Annotated in this window: 28 protein-coding genes and 1 tRNA gene; 19 read left to right on the top strand and 10 right to left on the bottom strand. The window is 62.0% G+C overall.

The window, feature by feature from the left end; genetic code table 11:
* The first annotated feature begins 103 nt into the window (after positions 1–103).
* The 7 genes from rpoD to ribD all read left to right on the top strand — a co-directional run bounded on the left by rpoD (position 104) and on the right by ribD (position 5583).
* Positions 104–2086: an RNA polymerase sigma factor RpoD gene (gene rpoD, locus ACVC7O_RS14250; protein WP_458322778.1), complete on the top strand. Its 1983-nt coding sequence runs from the start codon at positions 104–106 to the stop codon at positions 2084–2086.
* A 96-nt stretch (positions 2087–2182) separates the two neighbouring features.
* On the top strand, positions 2183–2617 hold the full coding sequence (locus tag ACVC7O_RS14245; RefSeq protein WP_458322777.1) for a thiol-disulfide oxidoreductase DCC family protein: 435 nt from the start codon (positions 2183–2185) through the stop codon (positions 2615–2617).
* 88 nt (positions 2618–2705) lie between these two features.
* Complete coding sequence (locus ACVC7O_RS14240) at positions 2706–3170, top strand: DUF4166 domain-containing protein (protein ID WP_458322776.1); 465 nt, start codon at positions 2706–2708, stop codon at positions 3168–3170.
* Between the two features lie 17 nt (positions 3171–3187).
* Positions 3188–3466: an HlyU family transcriptional regulator gene (locus ACVC7O_RS14235; RefSeq protein ID WP_458322775.1), complete on the top strand. Its 279-nt coding sequence runs from the start codon at positions 3188–3190 to the stop codon at positions 3464–3466.
* Positions 3463–3888: a secondary thiamine-phosphate synthase enzyme YjbQ gene (locus ACVC7O_RS14230; protein ID WP_458322774.1), complete on the top strand. Its 426-nt coding sequence runs from the start codon at positions 3463–3465 to the stop codon at positions 3886–3888. Before ACVC7O_RS14235 ends, ACVC7O_RS14230 begins: the two co-directional genes overlap by 4 nt.
* Positions 3889–4018: 130 nt before the next feature.
* Positions 4019–4489 carry a transcriptional regulator NrdR gene (gene nrdR, locus ACVC7O_RS14225; protein WP_458322773.1) on the top strand — a complete coding sequence of 157 codons (471 nt, stop codon included), beginning with the start codon at positions 4019–4021 and terminating at the stop codon, positions 4487–4489.
* A 17-nt stretch (positions 4490–4506) separates the two neighbouring features.
* Positions 4507–5583 carry a bifunctional diaminohydroxyphosphoribosylaminopyrimidine deaminase/5-amino-6-(5-phosphoribosylamino)uracil reductase RibD gene (ribD, locus tag ACVC7O_RS14220; protein WP_458326098.1) on the top strand — a complete coding sequence of 359 codons (1077 nt, stop codon included), beginning with the start codon at positions 4507–4509 and terminating at the stop codon, positions 5581–5583.
* A 1-nt stretch (position 5584) separates the two neighbouring features.
* Here ribD and ACVC7O_RS14215 read toward each other — a convergent pair whose 3' ends face one another.
* From ACVC7O_RS14215 to ACVC7O_RS14205, 3 genes are all read right to left on the bottom strand, one after another.
* A complete protein-coding gene (locus ACVC7O_RS14215; protein WP_458322772.1) occupies positions 5585–7603 on the bottom strand; it encodes a capsular polysaccharide biosynthesis protein in 2019 nt (672 codons plus the stop codon).
* An 8-nt stretch (positions 7604–7611) separates the two neighbouring features.
* On the bottom strand, positions 7612–8745 hold the full coding sequence (locus tag ACVC7O_RS14210; RefSeq protein ID WP_458322771.1) for a polysaccharide biosynthesis/export family protein: 1134 nt from the start codon (positions 8743–8745) through the stop codon (positions 7612–7614).
* Positions 8746–8860: 115 nt separating this feature from the next.
* Complete coding sequence (locus ACVC7O_RS14205) at positions 8861–10174, bottom strand: capsule biosynthesis protein (protein WP_458322770.1); 1314 nt, start codon at positions 10172–10174, stop codon at positions 8861–8863.
* Between the two features lie 131 nt (positions 10175–10305).
* Here ACVC7O_RS14205 and ACVC7O_RS14200 point away from each other — a divergent pair, with 131 nt between their 5' ends.
* The 6 genes from ACVC7O_RS14200 (at position 10306) to ACVC7O_RS14175 (ending at position 14431) form a co-directional block, all read left to right on the top strand.
* Positions 10306–10899, top strand: a complete 594-nt coding sequence (locus ACVC7O_RS14200; RefSeq protein ID WP_458322769.1) for a riboflavin synthase — start codon at positions 10306–10308, stop codon at positions 10897–10899.
* Between the two features lie 75 nt (positions 10900–10974).
* Entirely contained in the window at positions 10975–12099 is a 1125-nt protein-coding gene (gene ribB / locus ACVC7O_RS14195) for a 3,4-dihydroxy-2-butanone-4-phosphate synthase (RefSeq protein ID WP_458322768.1), read from the top strand.
* A 3-nt stretch (positions 12100–12102) separates the two neighbouring features.
* Positions 12103–12654, top strand: coding sequence for a 6,7-dimethyl-8-ribityllumazine synthase (locus ACVC7O_RS14190; RefSeq protein ID WP_458322767.1), 552 nt, complete (start codon positions 12103–12105; stop codon positions 12652–12654).
* Positions 12651–13133, top strand: a complete 483-nt coding sequence (nusB, locus tag ACVC7O_RS14185) for a transcription antitermination factor NusB (RefSeq protein WP_458322766.1) — start codon at positions 12651–12653, stop codon at positions 13131–13133. The genes ACVC7O_RS14190 and nusB overlap by 4 nt, the downstream gene beginning before the upstream one ends.
* 43 nt (positions 13134–13176) lie before the next feature.
* On the top strand, positions 13177–13485 hold the full coding sequence (locus ACVC7O_RS14180; protein ID WP_458322765.1) for a hypothetical protein: 309 nt from the start codon (positions 13177–13179) through the stop codon (positions 13483–13485).
* Positions 13486–13972: 487 nt separating this feature from the next.
* Positions 13973–14431, top strand: a complete 459-nt coding sequence (locus ACVC7O_RS14175) for an MmcB family DNA repair protein (RefSeq protein ID WP_458322764.1) — start codon at positions 13973–13975, stop codon at positions 14429–14431.
* Here ACVC7O_RS14175 and ACVC7O_RS14170 read toward each other — a convergent pair.
* Positions 14428–14625, bottom strand: a complete 198-nt coding sequence (locus ACVC7O_RS14170; protein WP_458322763.1) for a DUF6324 family protein — start codon at positions 14623–14625, stop codon at positions 14428–14430. The genes ACVC7O_RS14175 and ACVC7O_RS14170 overlap by 4 nt on opposite strands.
* Before the next feature lie 81 nt (positions 14626–14706).
* Here ACVC7O_RS14170 and ACVC7O_RS14165 point away from each other — a divergent pair, with 81 nt between their 5' ends.
* Complete coding sequence (locus ACVC7O_RS14165) at positions 14707–15189, top strand: N-acetyltransferase family protein (RefSeq protein ID WP_458322762.1); 483 nt, start codon at positions 14707–14709, stop codon at positions 15187–15189.
* A 43-nt stretch (positions 15190–15232) separates the two neighbouring features.
* Positions 15233–15309, top strand: a tRNA-His gene (locus ACVC7O_RS14160).
* 44 nt (positions 15310–15353) lie between these two features.
* Here ACVC7O_RS14160 and ACVC7O_RS14155 read toward each other — a convergent pair.
* Together ACVC7O_RS14155 and ACVC7O_RS14150 are read right to left on the bottom strand one after the other, a co-directional pair.
* Positions 15354–16235 (bottom strand): AEC family transporter, encoded by an 882-nt coding sequence (locus tag ACVC7O_RS14155; protein WP_458322761.1) that lies wholly within the window; start codon positions 16233–16235, stop codon positions 15354–15356.
* 57 nt (positions 16236–16292) lie between these two features.
* The gene (locus ACVC7O_RS14150; RefSeq protein WP_458322760.1) at positions 16293–16601 is read right to left on the bottom strand and encodes a DUF6476 family protein; all 309 of its coding nucleotides are present in this window, start codon (positions 16599–16601) and stop codon (positions 16293–16295) included.
* Here ACVC7O_RS14150 and ACVC7O_RS14145 point away from each other — a divergent pair.
* The 3 genes from ACVC7O_RS14145 (at position 16600) to ACVC7O_RS14135 (ending at position 19725) form a co-directional block, all read left to right on the top strand.
* Positions 16600–17622: an RluA family pseudouridine synthase gene (locus tag ACVC7O_RS14145; protein ID WP_458322759.1), complete on the top strand. Its 1023-nt coding sequence runs from the start codon at positions 16600–16602 to the stop codon at positions 17620–17622. The two genes, ACVC7O_RS14150 and ACVC7O_RS14145, sit on opposite strands and share 2 nt — an antisense overlap.
* 189 nt (positions 17623–17811) lie before the next feature.
* Positions 17812–18708, top strand: a complete 897-nt coding sequence (gene rpoH, locus ACVC7O_RS14140) for an RNA polymerase sigma factor RpoH (RefSeq protein ID WP_458322758.1) — start codon at positions 17812–17814, stop codon at positions 18706–18708.
* Positions 18709–19026: 318 nt separating this feature from the next.
* Positions 19027–19725, top strand: a complete 699-nt coding sequence (locus tag ACVC7O_RS14135) for a hypothetical protein (protein ID WP_458322757.1) — start codon at positions 19027–19029, stop codon at positions 19723–19725.
* Between the two features lie 13 nt (positions 19726–19738).
* Here ACVC7O_RS14135 and ACVC7O_RS14130 read toward each other — a convergent pair whose 3' ends face one another.
* Positions 19739–21553, bottom strand: a complete 1815-nt coding sequence (locus tag ACVC7O_RS14130) for a M3 family oligoendopeptidase (RefSeq protein WP_458322756.1) — start codon at positions 21551–21553, stop codon at positions 19739–19741.
* Between the two features lie 209 nt (positions 21554–21762).
* Between ACVC7O_RS14130 and ACVC7O_RS14125 the strand changes: the two genes are divergently transcribed.
* Positions 21763–22668, top strand: coding sequence for a hypothetical protein (locus ACVC7O_RS14125; RefSeq protein WP_458322755.1), 906 nt, complete (start codon positions 21763–21765; stop codon positions 22666–22668).
* A gap of 46 nt (positions 22669–22714) precedes the next feature.
* Here the strand turns inward: ACVC7O_RS14125 and ACVC7O_RS14120 are convergent, their stop codons facing one another.
* Genes ACVC7O_RS14120 through ACVC7O_RS14110 form a run of 3 tightly spaced genes read right to left on the bottom strand, consistent with a single transcriptional unit; the run spans position 22715 to position 26191 of the window.
* On the bottom strand, positions 22715–23596 hold the full coding sequence (locus ACVC7O_RS14120; RefSeq protein ID WP_458322754.1) for an amidohydrolase family protein: 882 nt from the start codon (positions 23594–23596) through the stop codon (positions 22715–22717).
* Complete coding sequence (locus tag ACVC7O_RS14115) at positions 23589–25187, bottom strand: ATP-dependent DNA ligase (RefSeq protein WP_458322753.1); 1599 nt, start codon at positions 25185–25187, stop codon at positions 23589–23591. Before ACVC7O_RS14115 ends, ACVC7O_RS14120 begins: the two co-directional genes overlap by 8 nt.
* Positions 25184–26191, bottom strand: a complete 1008-nt coding sequence (locus ACVC7O_RS14110) for a ligase-associated DNA damage response exonuclease (protein WP_458322752.1) — start codon at positions 26189–26191, stop codon at positions 25184–25186. Before ACVC7O_RS14110 ends, ACVC7O_RS14115 begins: the two co-directional genes overlap by 4 nt.
* Positions 26192–26200 lie beyond the last annotated feature (9 nt).

Genomic DNA, 26200 nt, shown 5'->3' with positions numbered 1-26200 from the left:
CTCCAGAAAAAGAAGGTAAATGGGTGGTCGAATCGCCCAAAACAGCTAGATGATTCTCAAGTGATTCGGGCAAGCGAATCGACAGACGCGTGAGGAGTACTGAATGGCCGCCAAAGACAGCAACACCGACTCCAAACCTGACGATCAGGACGCAGGCCACTCTCTCGACATGAGCCAGGCCGCCGTGAAGAAGATGATCGGCGAGGCACGGGAGAAGGGCTACATCACCTACGACCAGCTCAACACCGTGCTGCCGCCGGACCAGGTGAGCTCGGAGCAGATCGAAGATGTGATGTCGATGCTGTCCGAGATGGGCATCAATATCATCGAAGACGAGGATGCTGAGGAGGAAGAGGCCAAGGGCTCGACCGAACTCACGACAACCGAGGGCACGCGTGAGGTCGCGCTCGGTTCGGGCACCTCCGAGAAGCTGGACCGCACCGACGATCCGGTGCGCATGTACCTGCGCGAGATGGGGTCGGTCGAACTGCTGTCGCGCGAGGGCGAGATTGCCATCGCCAAGCGCATCGAGGCGGGGCGCAACACGATGATCGCGGGGCTCTGCGAGAGCCCGCTGACCTTCCAGGCGATCACGATCTGGCGCGACGAATTGCTGTCCGAGGACATTCTGCTGCGTGATGTTATCGATCTGGAGGCCACCTTCGGCAACCAGATGGACGAAGACGGCGCGGTGGACGAGCCCGTCGTGGCCGCTGATGGCAGCACCGCCAAGAAAGAAGACGAGGGCCCCGAGCTCGATGCCGATGGCAACCCGATCGCGCAAGACGATGACGACGATGACGACGATCAGGCCAACATGTCGCTGGCCGCGATGGAAGCCGCGCTGAAGCCGCAGGTGCTCGAAGCGCTCGACACCATCGCCGAAGACTATGTGAAGCTGAGCGAAATGCAGGACAGCCGCATATCAGCCACGCTGAACGAAGATGGGACCTTCAGCGAAGCGGACGAAGAGCTGTATCAGAAGCTGCGCTCTGAGATTGTGCTGCTGGTGAATGAGCTGCACCTGCACAACAACCGTATCGAAGCGCTGATCGACCAGCTTTACGGCATCAACCGCCGGATCATGCAGATCGACAGCTCGATGGTGAAGCTGGCGGATCAGGCGCGGATCAACCGGCGCGAGTTTATCGACGAATATCGCGGTTATGAGCTCGATCCGAACTGGATGGAGCGGATGGCCGAGAAGCCCGGCCGCGGTTGGCAGATGTTCATCGAGCGCTCGACCGACAAGGTCGAGGAACTGCGCACCGATATGGCGCAGGTCGGCCAGTATGTGGGCCTCGACATCTCCGAATTCCGCCGCATCGTGCAGCAGGTTCAGAAGGGCGAGAAAGAGGCGCGGCAGGCCAAGAAGGAAATGGTCGAGGCGAACCTGCGCCTGGTGATCTCGATTGCCAAGAAGTATACGAACCGCGGCTTGCAATTCCTTGATCTTATTCAGGAAGGCAACATCGGCCTGATGAAGGCGGTGGACAAATTTGAGTACCGCCGGGGCTACAAGTTCTCCACCTATGCGACCTGGTGGATCCGTCAGGCGATCACGCGGAGCATCGCGGATCAGGCGCGCACGATCCGTATTCCGGTTCACATGATCGAGACGATCAACAAGCTGGTCCGGACAGGGCGCCAGATGCTGCACGAGATCGGCCGCGAGCCGACGCCGGAAGAGCTGGCCGAGAAGCTGCAGATGCCGCTGGAGAAGGTCCGCAAGGTGATGAAGATCGCCAAGGAGCCGATCTCGCTGGAGACCCCGATTGGCGACGAGGAAGATTCGCAGCTGGGTGATTTCATTGAGGACAAGAATGCGGTGCTGCCTTTGGACAGCGCCATTCAGGAAAACCTCAAAGAGACCACGACGCGCGTTTTGGCATCTCTTACCCCCCGCGAGGAGCGTGTGTTGCGCATGCGCTTCGGGATTGGCATGAACACCGATCATACGCTTGAAGAGGTGGGCCAGCAGTTCAGCGTGACCCGCGAACGCATCCGCCAGATCGAGGCGAAGGCGCTGCGCAAGCTCAAGCACCCAAGCCGGTCGCGGAAGCTGCGGAGTTTCCTGGATCAGTAAGTCCGGTGACCCGCGACAATAGACGCCGGTGCGCTCGCGTCCCGGCGTGCCTATTCTTTTAACATGGGCAGCGCTCCGAAAATAAAAGTAAGCGATTTGCCTGCGGATCTGCAGAGCGCGATTGGCACTGACAACCTGATCGTTTTCGACGGGGTTTGCGTGCTCTGCTCCGGATTTTTCAGTTTCATGTATCGGCACGATGCGCGTGCGACCTTCCGCTATTCAACGGCGCAATCGCCTTTGGGGCAGGTACTCTACACGGCCTTGGATCTCCCGACGGATGACTTTGAAACGAATTTGGTGATTGTGGATGGGGTCATACACCAGCGGCTCGACGCGTTCTGCATGGCCATGGCGCAACTGGCCTTGCCGTGGCGGGCGCTTTCGATCCTGCGATACTTGCCCGCGGTGGTCAAAGATCCGGCCTATCACCTGATCGCCCGCAATCGGTACCGCATCTTTGGTCGGACCGAGGTCTGTATGTTGCCGGGCCCGGAGCTGCGGGGACGTTTTGTGGCCGATGGTTTCTGAACCAAGCCCTTTCGCATGCGCGCTCGGGGCGTCGATTGCTTCGCTTCCCCGGCCGCTGCAGCGTTTTCACGCTGTAACTGATCGTGCCGTGTTTGAAGGGCGCGTGGACATCGTGCACGGAGACGGTGCCTTCAATCGCTGGGCCATCGCGCTGGCTGGCTTTCCGCCACCGGGCGTCAATGTCCCGCTGAGGATCACTGTCTCGCGCCATCCAGACGGTGAAGAGTGGCTCCGCTCATTTGATGGTCATCAAACCCGATCCGTCATCCGTTTTCATCCTGAGACCCAGCAACTGAGCGAGGCCTTTGGCCCCGTCACATGTTTACTTTCGCTTACGGCGCAGTCGGGAAGCCTCGTCGTTGGCACGCCCGCGACAAAGCTTTTCGGGGTGCGGCTGCCATACCTGCTCTCACCGCAAAGCCGGTCATCGGAATACAGCGACAGAGCTGGTCGATTGTGTTTTGACATCAGTGCTTTTTGGCCCAACAATCACTTGATCATCAGATATAGCGGCCACTTAGAGGTGCCTGACCTGGGTACGACAGCGGCCTGAGTTAGAGGGGCGGGGCGATGTCAATTCTAAAGAGGCTTTTCGGCGGCAGCGGTGGCGATGCGGAAAAGAAGAGCACGGCAGAAGAGTACGAAGGATACCGCATCACACCGACGCCCATCGCCGAGGGCAACACCTACCGCGTGGCCGCAACAATCGAGAAAGAGGTGGATGGCGAGACACGCAGCCACAATCTCGTACGCGCCGACACGCTGCAGGGTTTGGAGGAGGCGCAGAAGGCGTGCATCCGCAAAGCCAAGCAGGTGATCGACGAGCAGGGGGAGCGGATCTTTCAGTGAGCTTTGACGAGCCTGCTGGCATCACAGTTTCAACCCGAGGGCACGGGCTCTACGAGATCACGAACCAGCTTGCGCCTTATGTGACCGGCTCTGGCCTTTTGACGCTCTTCATCCAGCACACATCGGCGAGCCTGCTCATTCAGGAAAACGCCGACCCGGAGGTGCAAACTGATCTCGCCAATTTCTTCGCCAGGCTGGTGCCCCCGGCAACCGATCCGTCGATGTCCTATCTGACCCATACCTACGAAGGTCCCGACGATATGCCCGCGCATATCAAGGCCGCTTTGCTGCCGACGCACCTGTCCATCCCGGTCACGAATGGCCGGATGGCTTTGGGCACCTGGCAAGGTGTCTACCTCTTTGAGCATCGGGACAGGCCGCATCAGCGGCGGGTCGCCGTGTCATTTCTGCACGCGGACTGAGCGTCCGCCGCCCTACCATATCTGGGCGCGCATTTCCCCTCTACCCAAAACCTAGGCGGTCGCCTATAAGTGTGGATAAGTGGGGCGGCGATCCCACAAATGAGGCGGATAACAAAAAGGGGGACGGCCGATGCGCTGCCCGTTTTGCGGAAATATTGACACCCAGGTAAAGGATAGCCGACCGGCCGAAGATCATGTTTCGATCCGACGGCGGCGCTTCTGTCCGGCCTGTGGCGGGCGGTTTACCACCTACGAGCGGGTTCAGTTACGTGACCTCGTGGTGATCAAATCCAACGGTAAACGCGAGGATTTCGATCGCGACAAGCTCGAGAGGTCCATCCGGATTTCCATGCAGAAGCGTCCGATTGATCCCGAGCGGATCGACCAGATGATCTCGGGCATCGTGCGCCGTTTGGAGAGCATGGGCGAGACGGATATCCCCTCCAAAACCATCGGTGAGATCGTGATGGAGGCCCTCGCCCGGATCGATACGGTAGCGTATGTACGCTTTGCCAGCGTTTACAAGAATTTCCAGGCGGCGGATGATTTCGACAAATTCGTCAGCGAGTTGCGGCCCGACGTTCCAACCGAAGAAGAGTGAGCGCGGACGCGCGATACATGGCGCTTGCGCTGTCTCTGGGGCGGCGTGGGCTTGGACGTACTGCGCCAAACCCGGCCGTTGGCTGCGTGATTGTCAGGCAAGGCCGGATCGTCGGGCGCGGATGGACGAAACCCGGCGGGCGGCCCCATGCCGAAACCGAAGCGCTTGCGCAGGCGGGGGCCGCGGCCAGGGGCGCGGACGTGTATGTGACTCTGGAACCCTGCGCACATCACGGCAAGACGCCACCCTGTGCGCAGGCCCTGATTGACGCGGGTGTCGCGCGCGTAGTCGTCGCAACCCGAGATCCAGACCCGCGCGTCAGCGGGGAAGGGCTCGAGATGCTGCGCGCCGCTGGCATCGGTGTCGATGTCGGCGTGATGGCGGAAGAAGCGCTGCAGGACAACGCCGGTTTCTTTGCACGGGTCGAGCTGGACCGACCTTTCGTCACGCTCAAACTTGCCAGCAGTTTCGATGGCCGGATCGCAACGGCAACCGGCGAAAGCCAATGGATCACTGGGCCGGAGGCACGGCGGCATGTGCACGGCTTGCGGGCCCGCCATGATGCGGTCATGGTGGGTGGTGGCACCGCCCGCAAGGACGACCCAAGTCTGACAGTGCGTGGGCTTGGCACGTCCTGGCAACCGGCACGCGTGGTGATCAGCCGACGGCTTGATCTGCCGCTGATGAGCACCTTTGCCCGCACCGCGAAAGATGTGCCGGTGATCCTCTGTCATGGGCAAGACGCTGACGCGACGCTGATGCAGACCTGGGAGGATCTGGGCGCCACGCTGCTGTCCTGCGCAGCCTCGGGCGGGCAGCTCGATCCGGCGGACGTGCTACGCCAACTGGCGGGCCATGGTCTGACCCGCGTCTTCTGCGAAGGCGGCAGCGCTTTGGCCGCGAGCCTCATCGAGGCCGATCTGGTGGATGAGCTGGTCGGCTTTACGGCAGGCGTTGCCATTGGCGCCGAGGGCTTGCCCTCCATTGGCGCGCTGGGGCTCGGTCACCTGAGTGCTGCGCCGCGGTTCACGCTGGCCCGCAGCACCCCGCTCGGCGGGGACGTTCTGCATGTTTGGCGGCGGCAGATCAGCTGACCTAGCGCCGCCACAGCCCCGCATGGCCTGCGAGGAGCCCTTGGAACTTCGCGAGCAGCCTGTTGGCGACCGATCTGCGGTGGAGCACCCCAGTGGCCAGCCGGTCGATGACCACCTCGACAGGGCAGGGCAGACCGGTCTTGGGATCGATGTAGCGTGGGTAGTCGATGAGTGCGGCATGCACCAAGCCTGCGAGCGACGGGGTGGCGCGCCGGCGCGGTGGCACGTCGCCGAGATCGGTCGTGAGGCCCCAGCCTGCGTAAAACGGCGCGCCGAGCGTGGTCACCGGCAGCCCGCGCAATAGGGCCTCGAATCCCAGAAGCGAGGTCATGGTCCAGACCTCTTGCACCTGATCGAGCAGTACGACCGGGTCCGCCCCATTGGCGACATGGTCCGCCAGCCCGCCGACATCACAGGCGCCACTGCGCAGCCCGGCCTCTACATCCGGGTGCGGCTTGTAGATCAGCTGCGCGGTCGGGTTGGCCTCCCTTGCGGCGCGGAGCAGATCGAGATTGCTTCTGACCGTGGTAGTGCCTTGTGTGATGGAGGCATCATCTTCGACCTGCCCGACGACGAGAATGCGGTGGCCGGAGGGCAGATCACCGGCGGTGCCCTCGAGGTTGTACTTGGTCAGGCGGCGATCAACCAAGCGCCGAATGATCGCCTGCGCGCGCGCCTCCTGATCGGGGCGCAAACGCGCGCGGCTTGCAATCAAGGTCTCCAACCGGCTGGGGCGCGTCGGATCGTAGTAGATGCCCAGATCATCCAGCACCAACGACAGGGGCGGTACCAAATCGGCACCGAGCCCGCGGGAGCGCAGGAACCCATCTTCGACGCGTACCGCATCGTCATGACCCACCTGTGCCTTGCCAGCCCACACCATCCATGGCCTGCCCGTTTGGCGCGCCTTGCCGGGGTCGTCTTCAAAGATGACCGGGATGTGCTGGCCAAAGAACTGTTGCAGAGGTTTGCGCTTCCATAACCGCATGCCCGAGGCGACCCAGCCTTGGCGGTCGTCGCGCCAGCCGCGGGCCTGTGCCGCCATCGCCTCCACCGCCGTGTTGAGGTCGCAGAGGCGGTCTTCATAAGGGTCGTACCAGGTCGGGTAGAGCATCATCGCACCGGCGAAGAGTTGGGCTCTTGTGAGCGTGCGTTGCCGCCGCTGCACCGGAAACTCATCCTCGGACAGGCCCCAGCCTGCATAAAACGGCTGGCCGAAAACACGCGGCTTGTGGCCTGTGAAGATCGCCTCGAACCCCAGTTGCGACGAGACCGTGTAGACGCCGATGGCACCGTCAAAGAGCACCCAGGGGCTGATCGGATCGGTCAGAAAGGTAACCCGCTCCGAGAGATCCTGAGCTTCGAAATAGCCCGCTCGGAATCCGGCAACGGATTCCGGGTGCGTCTTGATAATGATCGGCGCGCGCGGGTGTTCTTCCTGCGCAACAAAGAGCATTTCGAGAAAGCGGTTTCTGTCGGCGCCGCAGGCGGTGACCGAAGCGTCGCCACGGGTCTGGTCCAGCACCAACACATACCCAGGGGCAGGGGCTGCGAGTGTGGGATCAACCGCGCTGAACTTGGTCAGATGCGCCTCCTTGATCCGTGCGATCAAGCCGCGCGCAGTGTCGAGCAGTGCGGTGTCATCCAGCGGGTGCGTGGCCAGAAGCTGCTCCAGATCTGAGACGGTCGAGGGGTCGTAATGCACGCCGCCATGATCAATCAGAAGGCCAAGCGGCGGCTCCTTCATGCGGCCCGGATGCAGGGACCGCAGCCAGGCGTCTTCCACCCGCACCAACCCTTTTCCCGCGTGCTGCGCGACAGTCTCACCGCGGTGTGCCGTCGGGCTCATGCCCCAGACGCCCACAAGGTCGTCTGGCCCCGGCGCGCCAAGTTTGATCTGGTAGCCGCTGAGGCTCAGGATGCGGCGGATGCGCGTCTGGGTCAGGAAGCCGCCGTTGTAAACGAAAAGCCGCCGGGCAGTCTCCTGTCCGGCGGCCTCTGGGTCACGCGATGCGCCCATCTGGAGGGTTAGTTCGCCAACTGGTCGATCGACGCGGCGGGGCTGACGAGCGAGCCGAAGACGGCAGAGACCGCCTTGTTCCACTGAGCCAGCGGCGCTTCGGTCACATAGATCGTGTCACCATCGCGGATCACGAAGTCGCGGGCAACGAACATGCCATTGGGCTCGGTCAGATCGAGCAGGTAGATCATGCGTTGGGCTCCGACCAGATCGTCACGCCCGAGCACTTGGGCGGCCACCTCGGGGGGTTCGTTACGAAACACGAAGACGCCGGTAGCATCGGATGTGGCCGAGACAAGGCCGCCGACTTGCGCAATCGCCTCGAGCGCCGAGAGGTTTTGCGACTGGAAGGGCACGCGGGCCTGCGCGCCGGTGGCGCCAAGCGCCGTGAAGGACCGTGTGTCCTCTTCCACCAGGATGCGGTCACCGCCACGCAGGGCGATGTCGAGCTCGGGGTGGTTGTAGAGATCCTGGAACCAGATCCGGCTGCGCTCATGCCCGCGAATGACCGTGATCTGCGCAATCTCCGGCTCGATCGTCACACCACCCGCGCGGGCCAGCATCGTCGAGAGCGTGCGGGTGGGTCGTTCGATGGCATAGACGCCCTGGCCACCCACCGCGCCGGTCAGCGATACGGTCGAACCGTCGCCGGCTTCGCGGCGCACTTCGACCTGCGGGTCCGGCGTCTGGTCTTCGAGCTTCGAGGTGATGATGCGGCGGATCGCTTCAGGCGAATTGCCCGCGGCGCGAATGCGCCCGGCGTAGGGGACAAAGATGAACCCGTCGCCATCGACCTGCACGGTTTCGAGCAGGGTGGCGTTGCTGGTCTCGCCCGCCAGCAACCCGTCATCGACGTTTTCCCAGATGGTGAGGCCCAGGATATCTCCGGGGCGGATCGTGTCCGATCCGATGGGTGCGGCATTCTTGAAGCCTTCGGAGAAGCCAAGTGCCGGAACCACCGCGATTGCGCGGGTCACCCGATCATTCACCGCCACGACAAAAGCGTCGCCTTCCTTCTGCACCGAGCCCTGGTAGATCTGACGCTTGTTCGGTCCCACATGTGGCAAGCCGCACGACGCTAAGACGGCCAAAGCCGTCACAAGAGCGATGGGGCGGACCCATCGAAAACCGGAAGGTGTCACTGCTCGGTCTCCTCGACCTGTTCGAATTCTGCCTCAATCGCCGGTTTTTTTCCGGACTGTTGCGGGCAGAGTAGTGACTTCTCGATTGAAAATCCAGCACTTGGGCGCGGCGCGGCTATCGCACCACGCGGAACTGTTGCGGATCAGCCGCGGTCTTTCGGGGCTCAAATGCGTAAGGATCGCGGTCTGCGAGCATCAGATCGACCACCTTGCGCAGCAATTGGCGCCGCCCGCGGCTGGCATAGAAACTGCCCGGCAACTGGCTGGTTTGCAGCAAAAACCGCCGAAAGTCGCGATAGGCTTCCTGGTCTGGGCGCATGGGTTTCGCAAAGAAGCCGGAGAGTGGCTGGTCCGAGACCAACTCGGGCTTGTTGTAGACGGCGGTCCCAAATGTCTTCAGCGGGATGCCGCGCCACAGCGCCTGTTGACCAGAGGTCGAATTCACCGTCACCGCCGTCCGGGCTTCGTCGAGGATGCCCGCCAGCTTACCGCCGCGCAGGTAGTGCACCCTGTCCGCAATCCCGGCTGCGCGGGCAAAGCGCCGGATGTCGCGGCGCAGCGGCACGCGCCCGTCTTCCAGCGGATGCGCCTTGAATACCAGATGATGATGCGCCGGAGCACCAACGGCGAATTGCGTGATGACCAGGTGCAGGAATTCCGCCTGGGTTTCGAACGGCGCGTGGTTCTGAAAGGCGCTGTCATGTTCGAGTTGTAGCAGCGCAAGGTGGTAGGGGAACCCGCCCTTCTGAATGCGATAGGTGGCCAGGCGCCGCTCAAGCGCTTGAAACGGCATCAGAACAAGCCTGCGCAGATACAGCCGAAACTCCTGCGCCACGTTCAACGCCCGATGCGGCCGGAACTGGCGGTAGCGTTGGTTCAGCAGCATGACGAAACCATGATAGGCGGCCCCGTAGAACACATGCTGGCGCATGTCGCCCCAGTGGCCGGGTGGGACCGGCGGGTCAAGCGCGGCATCCGCCTGGAGTTGCCGCATGGTGGTCAGCGGCATGTCCATCAAGGGCGAATGACCATTTGAACCGCCGCGCTCATAGCTGACCCAATAGGGCCGCAGATAGCCTTCTTCAAACACATGCACGCGAATGCCGCGGGCGCGCGCTTCGGCAACCGCCTCCGCGTGCATCCAGCGCGTGTCGCCATAGAGCACGATGTCTGTGACCGCCTTCTCGGTGAGTGTTTCACGCAGAAAGCCGATCCAGTCCGCCTGGTCGGATCGAAAGGCGATATAGCTGCGCCTGGCCGGCCAGAAGGCGCTGTCACCCGTATTGAAGCCGATCCGCCAGACCGCAGCACCTGCCTTGGCGAGTTTTTGTCCAAGCTGGAAAAAGAACGGTCCATGAGGCCCCTGCAGGAACAGAAAAACGCGATCAGTGGGGGGGAGGGCCTGTGCCACAGGTGGGGGGGTCGTCACGGTTGCGCTTCACTCTTTGCTGTCACCCCACCCGGCTTATGGCATTTTGCACCGCATCCAGCAAGCGCTGGGGCTTGCATGCGCGCGGAGCGGGGGCTAACTCCCCAAAAGGATCACAGGAAAGCGGCCCCATGTTCACAGGCATTGTCACCGACATCGGCGAGGTTCTTGAGCTCACGCAGGAGGGCGATCTGCGCGCGCGGCTGCGGACCAGCTATGACACGCAGAGCATCGACTTGGGCGCCTCGATCGCATCGGACGGGGTTTGCCTCACGGTCGTTGACCTGGGCCCGGACTGGTACGAGGTGCAGGTCAGTGCCGAGACTGTTGACAAGACGAACCTGGGCAGCTGGGCCGTTGGGACACGTGTAAACCTAGAACGCGCTTTGCGGGTGGGGGACGAGTTGGGCGGTCATATTGTCTCCGGCCACGTGGATGGGGTTGCCGAGGTGATCTCCGTGACCGAGGAAGGCGACAGCACGCGTGTTGTGCTGCGCGCGCCGGACGATTTGGCGCGGTTCATCGCCCCAAAGGGCTCCGTTGCGCTGAACGGCACCTCCTTGACGGTGAACGAGGTCGAAGGCGCAGACTTCGGGATCAACTTCATCCCGCATACGAAGGTGGCGACCACCTGGGGTGACGTGGCTTTCGGAGATCGCGTCAACCTCGAGATCGACACGCTGGCCCGTTACGTTGCGCGCCTTGCGGAAATGCACAGGTCCTGAGCGGCGGGCACGTCTGGTCAAGGCATCGGCGCTGCGATATGAGCCTGCCCATGTGGAATGAAAGGCACGCGCGCCATGAGCTTTGAAACCCCCGGGCCCATTGAGACCGATCTGCGCGCAAAGATCGCGCCCATTCAGGACATCATCGAAGACGCGCGGCAGGGCCGGATGTTCATCCTCGTCGATCACGAGGACCGCGAGAACGAGGGTGATCTGGTGATCCCCGCGCAATTCGCCGATGCCGAGGCCATCAACTTCATGGCGACCCACGGGCGTGGGCTGATTTGTATGCCGATCACCGCCGAGCGGGTCGAGACGCTGGGCCTGCCGATGATGGCGGTCAACAACTCCTCGCGGCACGAGACGGCTTTCACTGTCTCGATCGAGGCGCGTGAAGGGGTCACAACCGGAATTTCCGCCGCCGACCGCGCGCTGACCGTGGCCGTGGCGATCAGTGAACAGGCCGGGGCCGCCGATATCGCGACGCCGGGCCATATCTTCCCGCTGCGCGCACGGCAGGGTGGCGTGCTGGTACGGGCGGGACATACTGAGGCGGCGGTTGACATCAGTCGCCTCGCCGGGCTGCATCCCTCGGGCGTGATCTGTGAGATCATGAAACCCGATGGCGAGATGGCGCGGCTGCCCGACCTGGTCACCTTTGCGGAAGACCACGGCCTGAAGATCGGCACGATCAGTGATCTGATCTCCTACCGGCTGAAGCACGACAACCTGTTGCGTCTGCGCGATGAGCGTACCGTGACCTCCGCCTATGGGGGCGAGTGGCACATGCGCGTCTTCGCTGATGAGATCACCGGGACCGACCATGTGATGCTGAGCAAAGGCGACCTCGGTGACGATGCGCCTGTGCTCGTCCGCACCCATGCGCTGAATGCGCTGGAAGATGTCCTCGGTCTGGGGCCCAGTCCGGCGGATGAGCTGCCGCGCGCGATGGAGATTATCGCGGAAGAGGGGCGGGGGGCCGTGCTGCTCTTCCGCGAACCACATCCCAAGCTGCGCCTGGATGGCGACGAGGACGATGGCCCGCGCACGATCAAGCGCACGGGCGTCGGCGCACAGATCATGTCGAGCCTCGGCCTGCGTGACCTCATCCTGCTGACCGACAGCCCACAGACCAAGTATCTGGGCCTTGAGGCCTATAATCTATCCATCGTGGGCACCCGCCCGATCACCACGGAGTAAGTGATGGCTGCCAACGAACAGCATTATGTCCTGCCGCGCCCGGAGTTCGACAAACCGGTGAAGATCCTGATCGTTGTCGCGCCCTACTACAAGGACATCGCGGACAATCTGGTCGCGGGCGCCAAGGCCGAGATCGAAGCGGCCGGGGCCGCGTGGGAGCTAATTGAGATGCCGGGCGCGCTGGAAGTGCCCACGGCCATCGGCATTTCCGACCGGCGCAGCAATTTCGACGGCTACGTGGCGCTTGGCTGCGTGATCCGGGGCGAGACCACGCATTACGAGACGGTCTGTAACGACAGCAGCCGGGCGCTGCAGCTGCTGGGTCTGCAAGGGCTCTGCATCGGCAATGGCATACTGACGGTCGAGACCCTCGCGCAGGCTGAGGCGCGCGCGGATGTGGATGGCCAAAACAAGGGCGGCGGGGCGGCTGCTGCGGCCTTGCATCTGGTGGCGATGGCCCGTAAGTGGGCGACCCAATCCAAAGGCATCGGCTTCAAACCCGCAGGGCAAGACACGCTGATCGCCGGTTCAAGTGACGGATCAAAAACCGCATGACATCGCTGCATGGCAACCTCTCCGGCAACCAGCGCCGGAAAATGAAATCCGCCGCCCGTCTCTATGCGGTGCAGGCGCTGTTTCAGATGGAGCATTCCGCACAGACAATCGAGGCGGTGCGCGCGGAGTTTCTCGATCACCGCTTCGGGGCCACCTATGACGGTGACGAGATGCTGGATGGAGACATGGAGCTCTTTGGTGAGGTGCTGGAGCAGGCGGTGAACTATCAGGCGCCCATCGATCAGATGACCGACCGCGCGCTGGTGGCGAAATGGCCGATCGCCCGCATCGACCCGACCCTGCGGGCGCTCTTCCGGGCGGCGGGTGCGGAATTGCAAAGCAAGCAGACCCCTCCCAAAGTTGTGATCACCGAATACGTAGACGTGGCGCGTGCCTTTTTCCCGGATGGAAAAGAGCCGAAATTTGTCAATGCCGTGCTCGATCATATGGCCCGCGAGTCGCAGCCAGAAGCCTTTTGAAACGCGCGCCCTCTGCGCTACCTTTTCGAGAAAGGAGACAGACATGCCGCGAGTCGCCAGATTGTACATGAAAAGCGCCTTTACTGGATTTGCTGTCGCAGGGGCCTTCGTGGCCCTTATTTTGTGGCTGAATGTCGCGAACCTCGGGCACCTCGTCTCGACCTCGGATGTCGCCATCATGGCCGTCGCCGTTTTCTGGGTTTTGAACGGAATCGTCTTCTCTGGCGTGCAATTCGCCTGGGCTATTACCGCTGTGGCAGCACGAGAGGACCGCGACAACGATGGGGGCGGTGGCCCACGGCAGGCAGTGCCCGTATTGGTTGCGGCAAGAGACCGCAAAGCCGCCCGTTAGCGCTATTATTGCGGAAAAGCCTCTGGACATTTTGGCTGCGGATGCCATCTTTGATACAAAGGAGACCGGCAATGTTTGAGTACATTCTTCGTTTGATCCGCAGTGTCTTTGCGCAGCCTCAGCATGAGGAACTGCTGATACCGGTTCGTGTCGAAGAGAAACGCGCGCTGCATAAGCGTCGCTAAGCCGACCACAAGTTCTTACATTTGATAGATGTGAGCGGGTTCGTGTGACGGGCCCGCTACAGCCGTTTGGTATTTATTCCCGAGGACCTGTATATACAGGTGGGCGCCAGATAACTTGGCCAGGGCCAGGACAGAGCCAGCTCCCTCGGATTTGCTTAAGGCCACTGGAACGTAACCAGTCACGCGAAGAGCAGCACCCGTCCTGACAGCACTTAGTCTTCCGGGGCCGGAGGGACAAGACCGCCGCAACGCTGACGTCGAATATTCTTGAACGATGTTCTCGATCTGTTCATAGTCTGCCTATGACTGCGACCGATCTTCATCTCGCCCAGCCCGGACAGCTTCTGGCCCGCGGTGCGGGCCGTTTGCTGTCGAGCTACGGTTTTGTGAGCGTCGAGGAAGTTGTCCCAGCCCGTGGTTTGCGGGTCGACGTCATGGGGCTGGGGCCCAAGGGCGAAATCTGGGTGATCGAATGCAAATCCAGCCGGGCTGACTTTCAATCGGATCACAAATGGGACGGCTACCTGGACTGGTGCGACCGCTTCTTCTGGGCCGTCGATGAGAGCTTCCCGACGGAGCTTCTCCCTGCCGAGACCGGGCTCATCATCGCGGATGCCTACGGCGGCGAGGTGATCCGGATGGGGCCGGAGGCCAGGCTGGCCGCAGCCCGCCGCAAGGTATTGATTCAGAAAGTGGCGACTACGGCGGCCCGGCGGTTGCAAGGCCTGCGCGACCCCGAAATGGCGCTGGAGTGGGGCTAACGACGCTTCTGGCGCATATTGCGGGCCCGGTTGGCTGCAGCAGCAATCTCCTCGGCGATCTCATCGGCATCGTCAGGTGAGAAATCCATAGGGATTTCAACACCGTCCGACTCGACATAAATGCGCACCATGCCCTTGTCCGTTGGCCCAATCTGAAGGTTCGCTTCGATCTCGCGCTCGGTGTCGATGCCCATCCGTACTCTCCCGTTTGAGGTGGATGCATCGCTAGCCTGCGCGGCCTTGAAACGCAAGCCGTCCTGCGATTTGCTGCGCCCATGGCAGAGGTGCGCATTCGAACGTTCACACCGGAGGACCGGGATTGGCTGGTCACCCAGCACGGCACGCTTTATGCGCAAGCCGAAGGCTTTGACGCGAGCTTTGGCGTGTTGGTGGCAGAGATCCTCGATGCGTTCATCGCGGAGCATGACAGGGACTGCGAGCGCGGGTGGATTGCGGAGGAAGCCGGGCAGCGCCTGGGCTCGATCTTCTGTGTTAGGCTGTCCGACACCACCGCCAAGCTGCGCCTGTTCCTGCTCGTGCCCGAAGCCCGCGGCAAGGGCCTTGGCAAGCGGCTGCTGGCCACCTGCATGGGGTTCGCGCAGGATCACGGATATGAAGGAATGCAGCTTTGGACCCATGAGAGCCACGCCGCCGCCTGTGCGCTCTATCGCTCCAACGGGTGGGATTTGGTGAGCACCAAACCGGTGCATTCCTTCGGTCAGGATCTGGTGGAACAGAGCTGGACCTATCAGTTCTAATCCCCTTGCAATCTCCAAACCAGGCGGCTAAATCCGCAGCAGTGCCGCCTTAGCTCAGTTGGTTAGAGCGCCTGATTGTGGATCAGGAGGTCCCTGGTTCGAGCCCAGGAGGTGGTACCACCCCACTCGGACATTTCACCCGCGCTGCGTGCCGATTTCGGCTGTTACAGCACGATGCTGAGCAGCACCGGCAAGGTGATCACAGACAGCAGCGTGGAGACGACCACGAGACCTGCGACGGCCTGCGCATCAGCGCCGTATTTCTCGGCAATCAGATAGCTGGTCACGGCAGCGGGCGCGGCCAGTTGCAGAACAAGAATGCCAAAAGCCACATGGGGCAGGTCGAACCATAGGCCCAGGCTCCACCCGATGCTGACACAGAGCGAAATTTTGACGAGCGCAATCCACAAGGACCGGCCAAAATTCTGCGGGCTGAGCCGGGCAACTGCGACCCCGAGGGTGATCAGCATCAGAGGAATCGCCATCTGGCCCAGCAGCGACAGGGTGTTGGTGACCACAGGTGGTGTCTGCCAGCCCTGCCAGAGAAACAGCGCGCCCAGCAGCGTCGCCGCGACCATAGGTTCCTTGAACATGGTCAGCGGCGAATTGGTCCGTGCCACAGTCCAGACGCCGAAGGTGAAGGCGAAGATCGACGAGATTGCGAAGACAACCACCGCGTAACCAAAGCCCTCATCACCATAGGCAAAGAACGCGAGGGGCAGCCCGATGTTCCCGGTGTTGCCCATCATGATCGGCGCGAGATAGGTGCGCAGATCAAGACCGGTGAGGCGCACGAAACACCACGCACCGAAGGCCGCCAAGGCATAACCGATCATCGCCGCCACGCTGATCTGGGAGAGAGACTGCGCGGGGATTTCCGTCTCCATCAGCGCCACGAAGATCAGCGCTGGAACTGCCAGGGTCATTGACAGGCGCGTGACGAACTGGACCCGATACTCAAAGCCCAGTTTCACCCAAGCATAGCCGATTGCAGCCAACAGGAAGACCGGCGCGGTGATCTCGATGACTTTCAGGGCAAGGTCCAAGGCGTGATCTCCGCGCGGCGCTGAGCTGTGTAGCTATCTGGATTTATTGGAGAGTTCTTACTCGATGGCAATCGTCTGGCGCAGCTGCCCGGTAATCCGATCAAAGATCAGGATTTCATCTGCATCGGTTGCCACGGCATACCAGTCCGGGCCTTGGGTAAAGCTGATCGCCTTGGCCCCGCCGGGCAAAGCAATCGCATCGGGCAAATCCGGGGCAGGTGCGTTGAAACGCATGACAATCAGCAGAATGATCAGTATGACACCGCCAATCATCGTGGCGGTCAGCACTGTCACCAGTCGGCGCAGAAACCGCAGGTTCGCGGGCTCCTGCGGCGCTGCGTCCGCGTCTGTTTCAGGGTTGTCCATGCCGTCTCGCCAAATTCGCTTTACCATCGACGACACACCGCCGCCGCGTCTTGATAAGGCGCTTGCGCGCGATGTGCCAGAGGAGGCGGCGCTGTCGCGCACACGCCTTGCACGGCTGATTGCGGCGGGGGCGGTTCTGGTGGATGGCGTGGCGCAGCGCGACCCCAAGGCACGTGTGACGGCCGGGGCGGACGTGACCATCGACATCGAAGAGGCGCAGGAGAGCCATATCCTGCCCGAACCGATCCCGCTTGAGATCATGTATGAGGACGATGATGTCATCGTCGTGAACAAGCCTGCGGGCATGGTGGTTCATCCGGCGCCGGGCACGCCGTCCGGCACGCTGGTCAATGCGCTGCTGGCCCACTGCGGCGATGAGCTGTCGGGTGTCGGCGGGATGAAGCGGCCCGGGATCGTGCACCGGATCGACAAGGACACCTCCGGTCTTCTGGTTGTCGCCAAGTCCGATGCGGCGCACCATGGTCTTGCCGCGCAGTTCGAAGCGCATACGGCAGAGCGTTACTACAATGCGGTCGTTTACGGCGTGCCGGACGGCAATGATCCGCGCCTGCGCGGCATTAAGGGCGCCAGTTTCGAGCCCGGCAATATCCTGAAGATTTCCACGCAGCTTGCGCGGCACAAGACCGACCGCCAGCGTCAGGCGGTGCTGTTTCAGGGCGGGCGCCATGCGGTGACGCGGGCCCGGACGGTTGAGCGGTTCGGTCAGCCGCCGGTGGTGGCGCTCATGGAATGCTGGCTGGAAACTGGGCGCACCCACCAAATCCGGGTGCATCTCGCTCATGCCGGGCATAGCTTGGTCGGCGATCCCACCTATGGCGGCAAGCGGAAGCTGCCAGCAAAGGCGCTCGGTGACGTGGGGATAGAGGCGGTCAAATCGTTCCCGCGGCAGGCGCTGCACGCAGCTGTTTTGGGCTTCGATCACCCGGTAACAGGCGAAAAGCTGCGGTTCGAGGCGCCGTTGCCCCAGGATATCAGCGATTTGCTCGCCGCGCTTCGGTGAGGACTGACACATAAAGCAAGCCTGCGTGAGCGCACTGTCACGTGAAGTGTTAACGCTGGCCCTTCATGTCAGTCTTTCATTAACAGAGACGCGATACTGTTCCCGTTAACATTTTCGCAGGACCTGACTTGAACTGATCGGTTCAGACACCATATTCTATGTTAAGCCCTTAAACATTGGGAGGCTCTAATGGCAAATTATGCAAATCTACCGGCCCCGACGCCAGAAGGCGGGTTGAACCGCTACATGCAGGAAATCCGCAAGTTTCCGCTGCTGGAGCCCGAAGAGGAGTACATGCTCGCCAAGCGCTGGGTCGAAGAACAGGACACCGAGGCGGCCCACAAGATGGTGACCTCGCACCTGCGTCTCGCGGCCAAGATCGCCATGGGTTATCGCGGCTATGGCTTGCCACAGGCTGAAGTGATTTCCGAGGCCAACGTGGGCCTCATGCAAGCTGTGAAACGGTTTGACCCGGAGAAGGGCTTCCGTCTTGCGACCTATGCGATGTGGTGGATCCGTGCCTCGATCCAGGAATACATCCTGCGCAGCTGGAGCCTCGTGAAGCTCGGCACAACCTCGGGGCAGAAGAAGCTGTTCTTCAATCTGCGCAAGGCCAAGAACCGGATTGGAGCGCTAGAAGAGGGTGATCTGCGTCCGGAAAACGTTGCCAAGATCGCAACCGACCTTGGTGTGACTGAAGAAGAGGTCATTTCGATGAACCGCCGCATGTCTGGCGGTGACGCGTCACTCAATGCGACGGTTGGATCAGAGACCGAAGGCGCTATGCAGTGGCAGGATTGGCTTGAGGATGAGGATGCGGATCAGGCTGGTGATTATGAGGCGCGCAACGAGCTTGAAGCGCGCCGCGAGCTGCTGGCCGAAGCGATGAGCGTGCTGAACGATCGTGAGAAAGACATTCTCACTCAGCGGCGCTTGTCGGACCAGACCGTGACCTTGGAAGATCTGAGCACCGAGTACGACGTGAGCCGTGAGCGCATCCGGCAGATCGAGGTGCGCGCCTTTGAAAAGCTGCAGAAAAAGATGCGCGATCTGGCCCGCGAGAAGGGCATGCTGACCAGCGTGTAATCTGGACTGCGCCGGGATTAGCGCGAAACGCGTCGCCCCCAACGACCAACGACATGGACCGCCCAAGCCCACCCGTGCCTGACCTTGGGCGGACCACGTTTGTGGGTGTCATGTGCCGCTTTGCTAGATTGCGCGCCAAGAATAGGGTAGCATCTGGCTCGAGCGCTTCGTGCTCGGCGTGAGCCTGCCGCCAATTTTTCCGGCGTGCACCTAGGCCACCCTTTGGCGCAGGCTCCGCTGACCGTGTTCTTTTTACCGCGCGGTCACGTAAGTTTTTATTGAAGTTCTTTGATCAAGACATTGTTTTAGGAGATTAAAATGAAATACGGCCCCTATTTTGCGATATTCATTGTGGCCGCGGTTGCTGCCTATGCCGCGGCCATCGGCTTTGGCAGCATATCCTTCGAGGACGGTCTTGCAGAGCGGGTGGTGACCCATTTGCTGGCCCTGACGTTTTTCGCCTTGCTGATCGAACGCGCCGTCGAGGTCATCGTGAACAACAAGTTCATGAAGCGCGAATTGGACGTCGACGCCGAGGTGGTCAAGCTTCAGCGGAAGTGTGTGATCTTGCAATCCGCGCTGGATATGGAACTGCAACAGCCGGTCCCGGCGATGACCGACCAAGCGGCGCTGGCCGCCGCCAATGAAGCGAAAAACGCCACGATCAAGCGGTTGCGCGACCAGATCAGGGCCTCCAAGAAAGACAAGATCGAGGCGGATCAGGTGGCCATGCCACAGCGCGAAGAGCTGGGCACCGAAAAGGCGGCCTTTGCGGCAACGACGGCCACGGTGCTGGGCGGTCTCGTCGCGCTCACAGGCACGACGGTTCTGTCTGAATTCGTCGATATCTCCAGCATTTCAGCGGCGAACAAATTTCTAGGCTTGTTCGATCAGACTCAGTTCTTTGTCGCGGTGGATGTGCTCTTCACCGCCCTCATTCTGGCCGGCGGGTCAGACGGCATTCACCAGATCGTCAAAGGCTTCCTCTCGGCTAGGGATGAGATGGCGCTGACTTGATGGCAGGAGGGCCTCAGCCCTCCATCGCCTCCAACTCGTCGATGAAGCCGGAAATCATGCTGAGCCCCTTGTCCCAGAACGCCGGGTCGGAGGCATCGAGACCGAAAGGCGCCAGCAGCTCCTTGTGGTGTTTGGAGCCGCCCGCCTTCAGCATATCGAAGTATTTTTCTTCGAAGCCCGGGTCGCCTTCCGCGTAAACCGCATAAAGCGCGTTCACCAGCCCGTCGCCAAAGGCATAGGCATAGACGTAGAAGGGGGAGTGCACGAAATGCGGGATGTAGGCCCAGAAGGTTTCATACCCCTCCATGAACTCGAAGGCCGGCCCGAGGCTTTCGGCCTGCACAGACATCCACAGCGCATTGATGTCATCCGGAGTCAACTCTCCGCCGCGCCGGGCCGCATGCAGCTTGCATTCGAAGTCGTAAAACGCGATCTGCCGCACAACCGTGTTGATCATGTCCTCGACCTTACCCGCGAGCAGCACCTTGCGTTGCGCGTCATCCGCAGCGCCGTCCAGCATTTTGCGGAAGGTGAGCATTTCACCGAAGACCGAGGCCGTCTCGGCCAATGTCAGCGGTGTTGACGACAGCATCTCGCCCTGTTCGGCGGCCAAGACTTGGTGCACGCCGTGGCCCAGCTCATGCGCCAAGGTCATCACATCGCGCGGCTTGCCGAGGTAGTTGAGCATCACGTAAGGGTGCACATTCGTCACCGTGGGGTGGGCGAAGGCCCCGGGCGCCTTGCCCGGTTTCACGCCAGCGTCGATCCAGCCTTTGCGGAAGAACGGCTCGGCAATCTCCCTCATCCGCGGGTCAAAGGCATTGTAGGCCTCCATCACCACCTGCTCGGCTTCGGTCCAGTTCACGATGCGATTGTCTTCCATCGGCAGCGGCGCGTTGCGGTCCCAGACCTGCATCTTGTCGAGGCCCAGCCACTTGCGCTTGAGTTCATAGTACCGGTGGCTGAGCTTCGGATAGGCCTCGACAACTGCATTGCGCAGCGCCTCGACCACTTCCGGTTCCACCTGGTTGCTCAGATGGCGGCCGAGTTGGGCCGTTTCCATCCCGCGCCACCTGTCAACGATCTCTTTCTCCTTCGCCTGGGTATTGTGGACGCGCGCGAAGGTCTTGATATTTTCGGCAAACACAGCAGCCAACTCGCGCGCCGCCGCTTCCCGCTTGGCGCGGTCGGGGTCGGTCAGCAGGTTGAGCGTGCCCTCGATGTTCAGCGTCTCGCCGTCCACCTCGAATTCCAGCCCCGCGATGGTTTCGTCGAAAAGCCGCTCCCATGCGTCACCCACAACGCCGAGGTCATGCAGGAATTTCTCCAGCTCATCGCTCAGCTGATAGGGTTTCATCGCCCGGATGCGGTCGAAGATGGGCTTGTAACGGGCGAGGTCCGAGTTCTGCGCATAAAGCGTGTCGAGATGGTCGTCGGCCAGGCGGTTGATCTCCAGTGTGAAAAACACCAACGGTGTGGTGAAATTGGTAATCTTCTCCTGCAGGTCCGCCATGAACTTGGCCCGGCCCGCATCGGTGGTCAGCTGGTAATAGCGCAGACCGGCAAAGGACATGATGCGCCCGGCGATCTGGTTGATCTTTTCGTTGCGCAGCACGCAGTCGAGAAAGCCCGCCGCGTCGAGATCCGCGAGCTTGCCTTCATAGTCGGTGGCAAAGCTCGCGCAAGCCTGCTCCAGCCAATCCAGATCGCGCTTCAGCTCGGTGGCGTCTTCCCCGGTGTAAAGATCGCTCAGGTCCCATTCGGGCAGATCACCGAGCGGGTTTGAGCCTCCGTTGGCATTGGCATCGTAAAGCGGGCGGTTGAACATGCTGGTCTCCTGATCCGGCTGGGAGCGGTCTCGGCGCTGATACCTGTGACTTAGAACTCTTTAGCCGAGGTAAAACCCTCGCGCCCGCTTCGCAACCGGTCAGAGGCACATAATTCTCCGGAAACGGGTTCGATTATTCTAGACTTCGGCGCGTTACACGGGTCGAATATCACGGTCACATAGGGAGTTCAGACAGAGGGGGAAATTGCATGCAAAATCAAATGGCCGTTGGCGTGGGAGGGGGCTTGCTGTTTGGCGTTTTGCTCTCCGTGGCCATCAGTGGGACATTGGCGGACGGTAAAGTCGAACGTGCCGTCGGCCAGGCGGGCGACGCGTCAGAGGCAGCGATGAGCGCGGCGACCGAGGCGCTTGAGACCCGGATCGCCGAGCTGGAGGCAAGTTTGAGCGAAAATGCTGCTGCGACCGCCGCGCAGGTGGAGGAAAAACTCGCGGCGTTGGAATCGGATATGGCCGGTCAAATCGCCGCTTTGTCCGAGGCCGCTGAGGCGCAGGCGAACGATATCGCGGCCTTGGCCGAGCAGGGGGCAGGATCCTCCGAGACTGCCAGCGCACCGGCTCTGGAAGCTGTCGATCTGGACATGCCGACCTCTGATGCGCTTGGCGTCGGTCAGACCGCGATTTTTGCGGACGGCGCGGTGCGGGTCTTTGTCTCGGCTGTGGATCAAGAGGGGCAGAGCGCGCGGTTGAGCGTGAATGGCGAGTCACACAGCCTCTCGATGGGCGGATCAGCGGCTGTCTCACTCGAAAGCGGAGACTGCGCGGTCGTGCTGGCGGATGTGATGGAGGCAGGGGCCATCGTCGGGTCCGATTGCGGCGCCCAGACCTCAGAAGCCGTGGCAACGGACATTCCCCCGGCGCCGGAAGAGGGCTACACCCCGGGCACCACCGTGTCGCTGGCGGATGGGGCGTTGCGGGTCTTTGTGTCCGCGCTGGCCGCTGACGGATCCTCCGCGCGCCTCGCAGTGAATGGCATCGACACGGTGACCGTCGCATCTGGATCGTCGATCGAGGTCACAGCGGGCGATCAGACCTGCACGGTCAGCGTCACAGGTGTTGGTGACGGTATGGTCGGTCTGGACGGCAGCTGCTCATAACGCAAGGTCCAAGGCGTCAGGTGCGGCTGGCGTCTTGGGCATGACCTCACGCGTCGAAGCCGAAGAGCCTCGCCGGGTTCCGCACGAGGATTTGTGCGCGGGTGCCCGCATCCGGAACGACACGATCAAAAGCGTTGAGCAGGTCAGCCGCCTGCGGCATCTGCGCGTCCGCCAGCATCAAATGCGGCCAGTCCGAGCCCCAGAGGCAGCGTTCCGGGTTGGCAGCGATCAGCGCCGCAACCAGCGCATCGGCGTCGGTGTAGGGCGCGGCGCACATCCGGTAGAGTGCCGAAAGCTTTACCCAGGCCTTGCCGTCGGCGAGGAGTGTGCACAGCGCGCGAACCCCCGCGCTCTCTGGGGCCAGCGCGCCCTTTGGCCAGCCGATGTGATCAAAGACAACGTCAACCGGCAGCTTGCGCACGTCGTCGGTCAACTCCACCATATGCTGATCGGCATGGCAAAGCATCTGAATGTGCAGCCCGCGCTCTGCGAGCGCAGGCGCCATCGCCTTCGCACCGTCCCAGCTCAGCACCCCGCCATGCACATAGTTGAGCCGAACCGCCGCCAGGCTCCAGTCGACGAACTGATCCATCTCGGCCTCAGAGGCGCCATCGGCCAGCAGGCCCACACCGCGAAAGCCCGGACCCATTCGGCGCACGGCTTCGACCGTCACGCTGTTGTCGGTGCCATAAAGAATCGAATGCACGATCACCCCGCGCGAGAACCCCAAAGTCTCGCACTGCGCGCGAAACATCTCCAGCCATCCATCAAGGTCGGGCCCGGGCGCGGGGTTTTCGACACGGCCGTCCCAAAGCGGGAACTCACCGCGCCCTGCCACCAGATGCACATGGGCATCGCAAGCCCCCTCGGGCGCCCGGCGCGTTGGCGCTTTGGGTGCGGGTGGCATGAGCGCGTCGGGCTTATCCATAGATCCTCAGCATGTCTTTCAAATCGTCCAGCGTGTTCGCCTCTTGCAGTGGCTTGTCCTGCCGCCAGCGCGACATACGCGGAAACCGCAGGGCAACGCCAGACTTGTGACGCGGGCTGGCCTGGATGCCTTCAAAGGCGATCTCGAACACATGGTGCGGGGTCACCTGGCGCACCGGGCCAAAGCGCTGCAGCGTGTTCTTGCGCACCCATTTGGTGATCTCGCGGAACTCGGCGTCTGTGAGGCCGGAATAGGCCTTGGTGAAGGGCACCAGATCGTTGCCGTTCCAGACCGCGAAGGTGAAATCGGTGAAGAGGTTGGCGCGCCGCCCGTGCCCGGCCTGAGCGTAGATCATCACCGCATCGATGGTCAGCGGGTCGAGCTTCCACTTCCACCAATCACCCTTCTTGCGGCCAACCAGATAGGGGCTGCGCGCGCGCTTCAGCATGAGACCTTCGGCGTTCTCGTCCCGGGCGATGGCGCGGATTTCGGCCAGCTCGTCCCAGCTGTCGAAGTCCAGCTGCGGTGACAGGCGCACCGGCGCTTCGGGCGGGAGCTCAGCGCAGGCGCTCTCGAGCAGGGCGCGGCGCTCGGCGAAGGGCGTGTCTCGCAGGTCTTCGCCCTGCCACTCCAGCAGGTCGTAGGCGTGCAGGACCACGGGTGCTTCAGCCAGTAGCTTTTTCGGCACGGTCTTGCGCCCGATCCGACGCTGCAACGCATTGAAGCTGGCGGGGCTTTCGGTCTGCGGATGCCAGACCAGCAATTCGCCATCGAGCACCGTACCCGTTGGTAAGAAATCGACGGCACGCGCCAGTTCCGGAAACCGATCCGTCATCAGCTCTTCCCCACGTGACCAGACGAAATACTGCCCATCGCGCAGGATCAGCTGCCCACGAATGCCGTCCCACTTCCACTCGGCGCGCCACTCCTCGGGCACGCCTAAAGCTTCCGGTCCGTCTTCCAACGCATAGGCAAGATAGAAGGGATAGGGTCGCGAGGCATCCGCCGAGGCGTCATCGGCTTCGATCAGGCTCTCCCACGTGGTGTCATCCGGATGCCAGTTGCCCATGAGGCGATGCGCCAGCTCCGCCTCGGGCTTGCCGGTGGCTTTTGACAGCGCGCGCGTCATCAGCTTCTGGCTGACCCCCATGCGAAAGCCGCCGGTGATCAACTTGTTGAAGACAAAGCGCTCGGTCCCGCCGAGCTGGCTCCAGGCCTCAAGCACAGCGATTTTCCGGTTGTCTTCCTCGACCTCAGCCAAGCTGCGCAGCTGCATGATCCATTCAGACAGGCTGCGCTCCGATGTCGTCTCCACCGGCGGCAAGACCAGCGCGATGGTCTCAGCCAGATCGCCGACGATAGGATAGCTCTCCTCGAAGAGCCAGAGCGGGATGCCAGCCTGTTCCGCAGCCCATTCGCGCAGGCGTGTCGTGGTGACCGCCCGTTTCGGGCGCCGCCCGGAGAAGAGTGCGATGGTCCAGAGCCTGTCGTCATCTGGGGCGTCCGCGAAGTAATCCGCCAGCGCGGCCACCTTGACGGTGGTCTTCGTGCTCTGGTCAATCGCGCTGAAGAGGGCGGCGAAGCGCTTCACGAGGTGGCCTCCGCATCTAGCGTCTCGCCTTCAAACTCGGTCGGCACGACCTCCGCAGACCAGCCGTTTTCCGTGAGGTAGCGCGCGAAGATGTCGGTGTAGCCGTGGGTGACATAGATGTGTTCGGCGCCTGTTTCCTTGATGCTGGTCAAGAGCCCGTTCCAGTCCGCGTGATCGGAAATGACGAAGCCGCGATCGCCTGCGCGCCTGCGGCGCACACCGCGCAGCTGCATCCAGCCGCTGGCAAACCCGGTCTCCTGTGGGCCGAACTTCTTCGCCCAGGCGCTGCCGAGCGCCGAGGGCGGTGCCAGGACCAGCACGCCCCTATGAGCTTTCGGGTCGATCTCGGCCGTCGCGGCGATTGTGTCTGGCAGTGCGATGCCTTGTGCACGCAACACCGCGTTGGTGTTTTCGACCGCTGTGTGGGTCAGGATCGGTCCGATCTCCGGGTTGAGTAACGTCAGCAACCGTTGCGCTTTCCCCAGAGCATAGGCGCCGAGGAACGCGGTTTTCCCGGCCGCAGCACAGCCCGCCCACCAGGCGTTGATCTCCTGCGCGACCCTGGTTTGCGGCTGCCAGCGGAAGACGGGCAGGCCAAATGTGGATTCAGTGATGAAATGATGACACCGCTGCGGCTCGAAGGCTTCTGACAGCCCGTCGTCCTCGACCTTGTAGTCGCCCGAGGCAACCCAGACCTCGCCCCCGACTTCAACACGGATCTGCGCAGAGCCCGGCACGTGACCGGCGGGATGAAATGAGACGCTGGCATCGCCGATCTTGACCGTCTCACCAAAGCCTATGCCCTGTGCATTGATCTCGCCAAGCCGGTGCCGCATGACGGGAAGGGCCGCGTGTGTTGCCATGTAGTGCCCATGGCCATAACGCGCGTGATCCGCGTGACCGTGGGTGATCAGGGCACGCTCTACCGGGCGCCACGGATCGATGTAGAAGTCTCCCGCGGCGCAATAGATGCCACGGTCGGTGAAGGTCAGGGCTCCGCTCATGGCAGCCAA

Source organism: Roseobacter cerffii (assembly GCF_054226325.1).
Note: the sequence above shows the minus strand (reverse complement) of the source record. Positions and strands in the feature narration are given on the sequence as shown.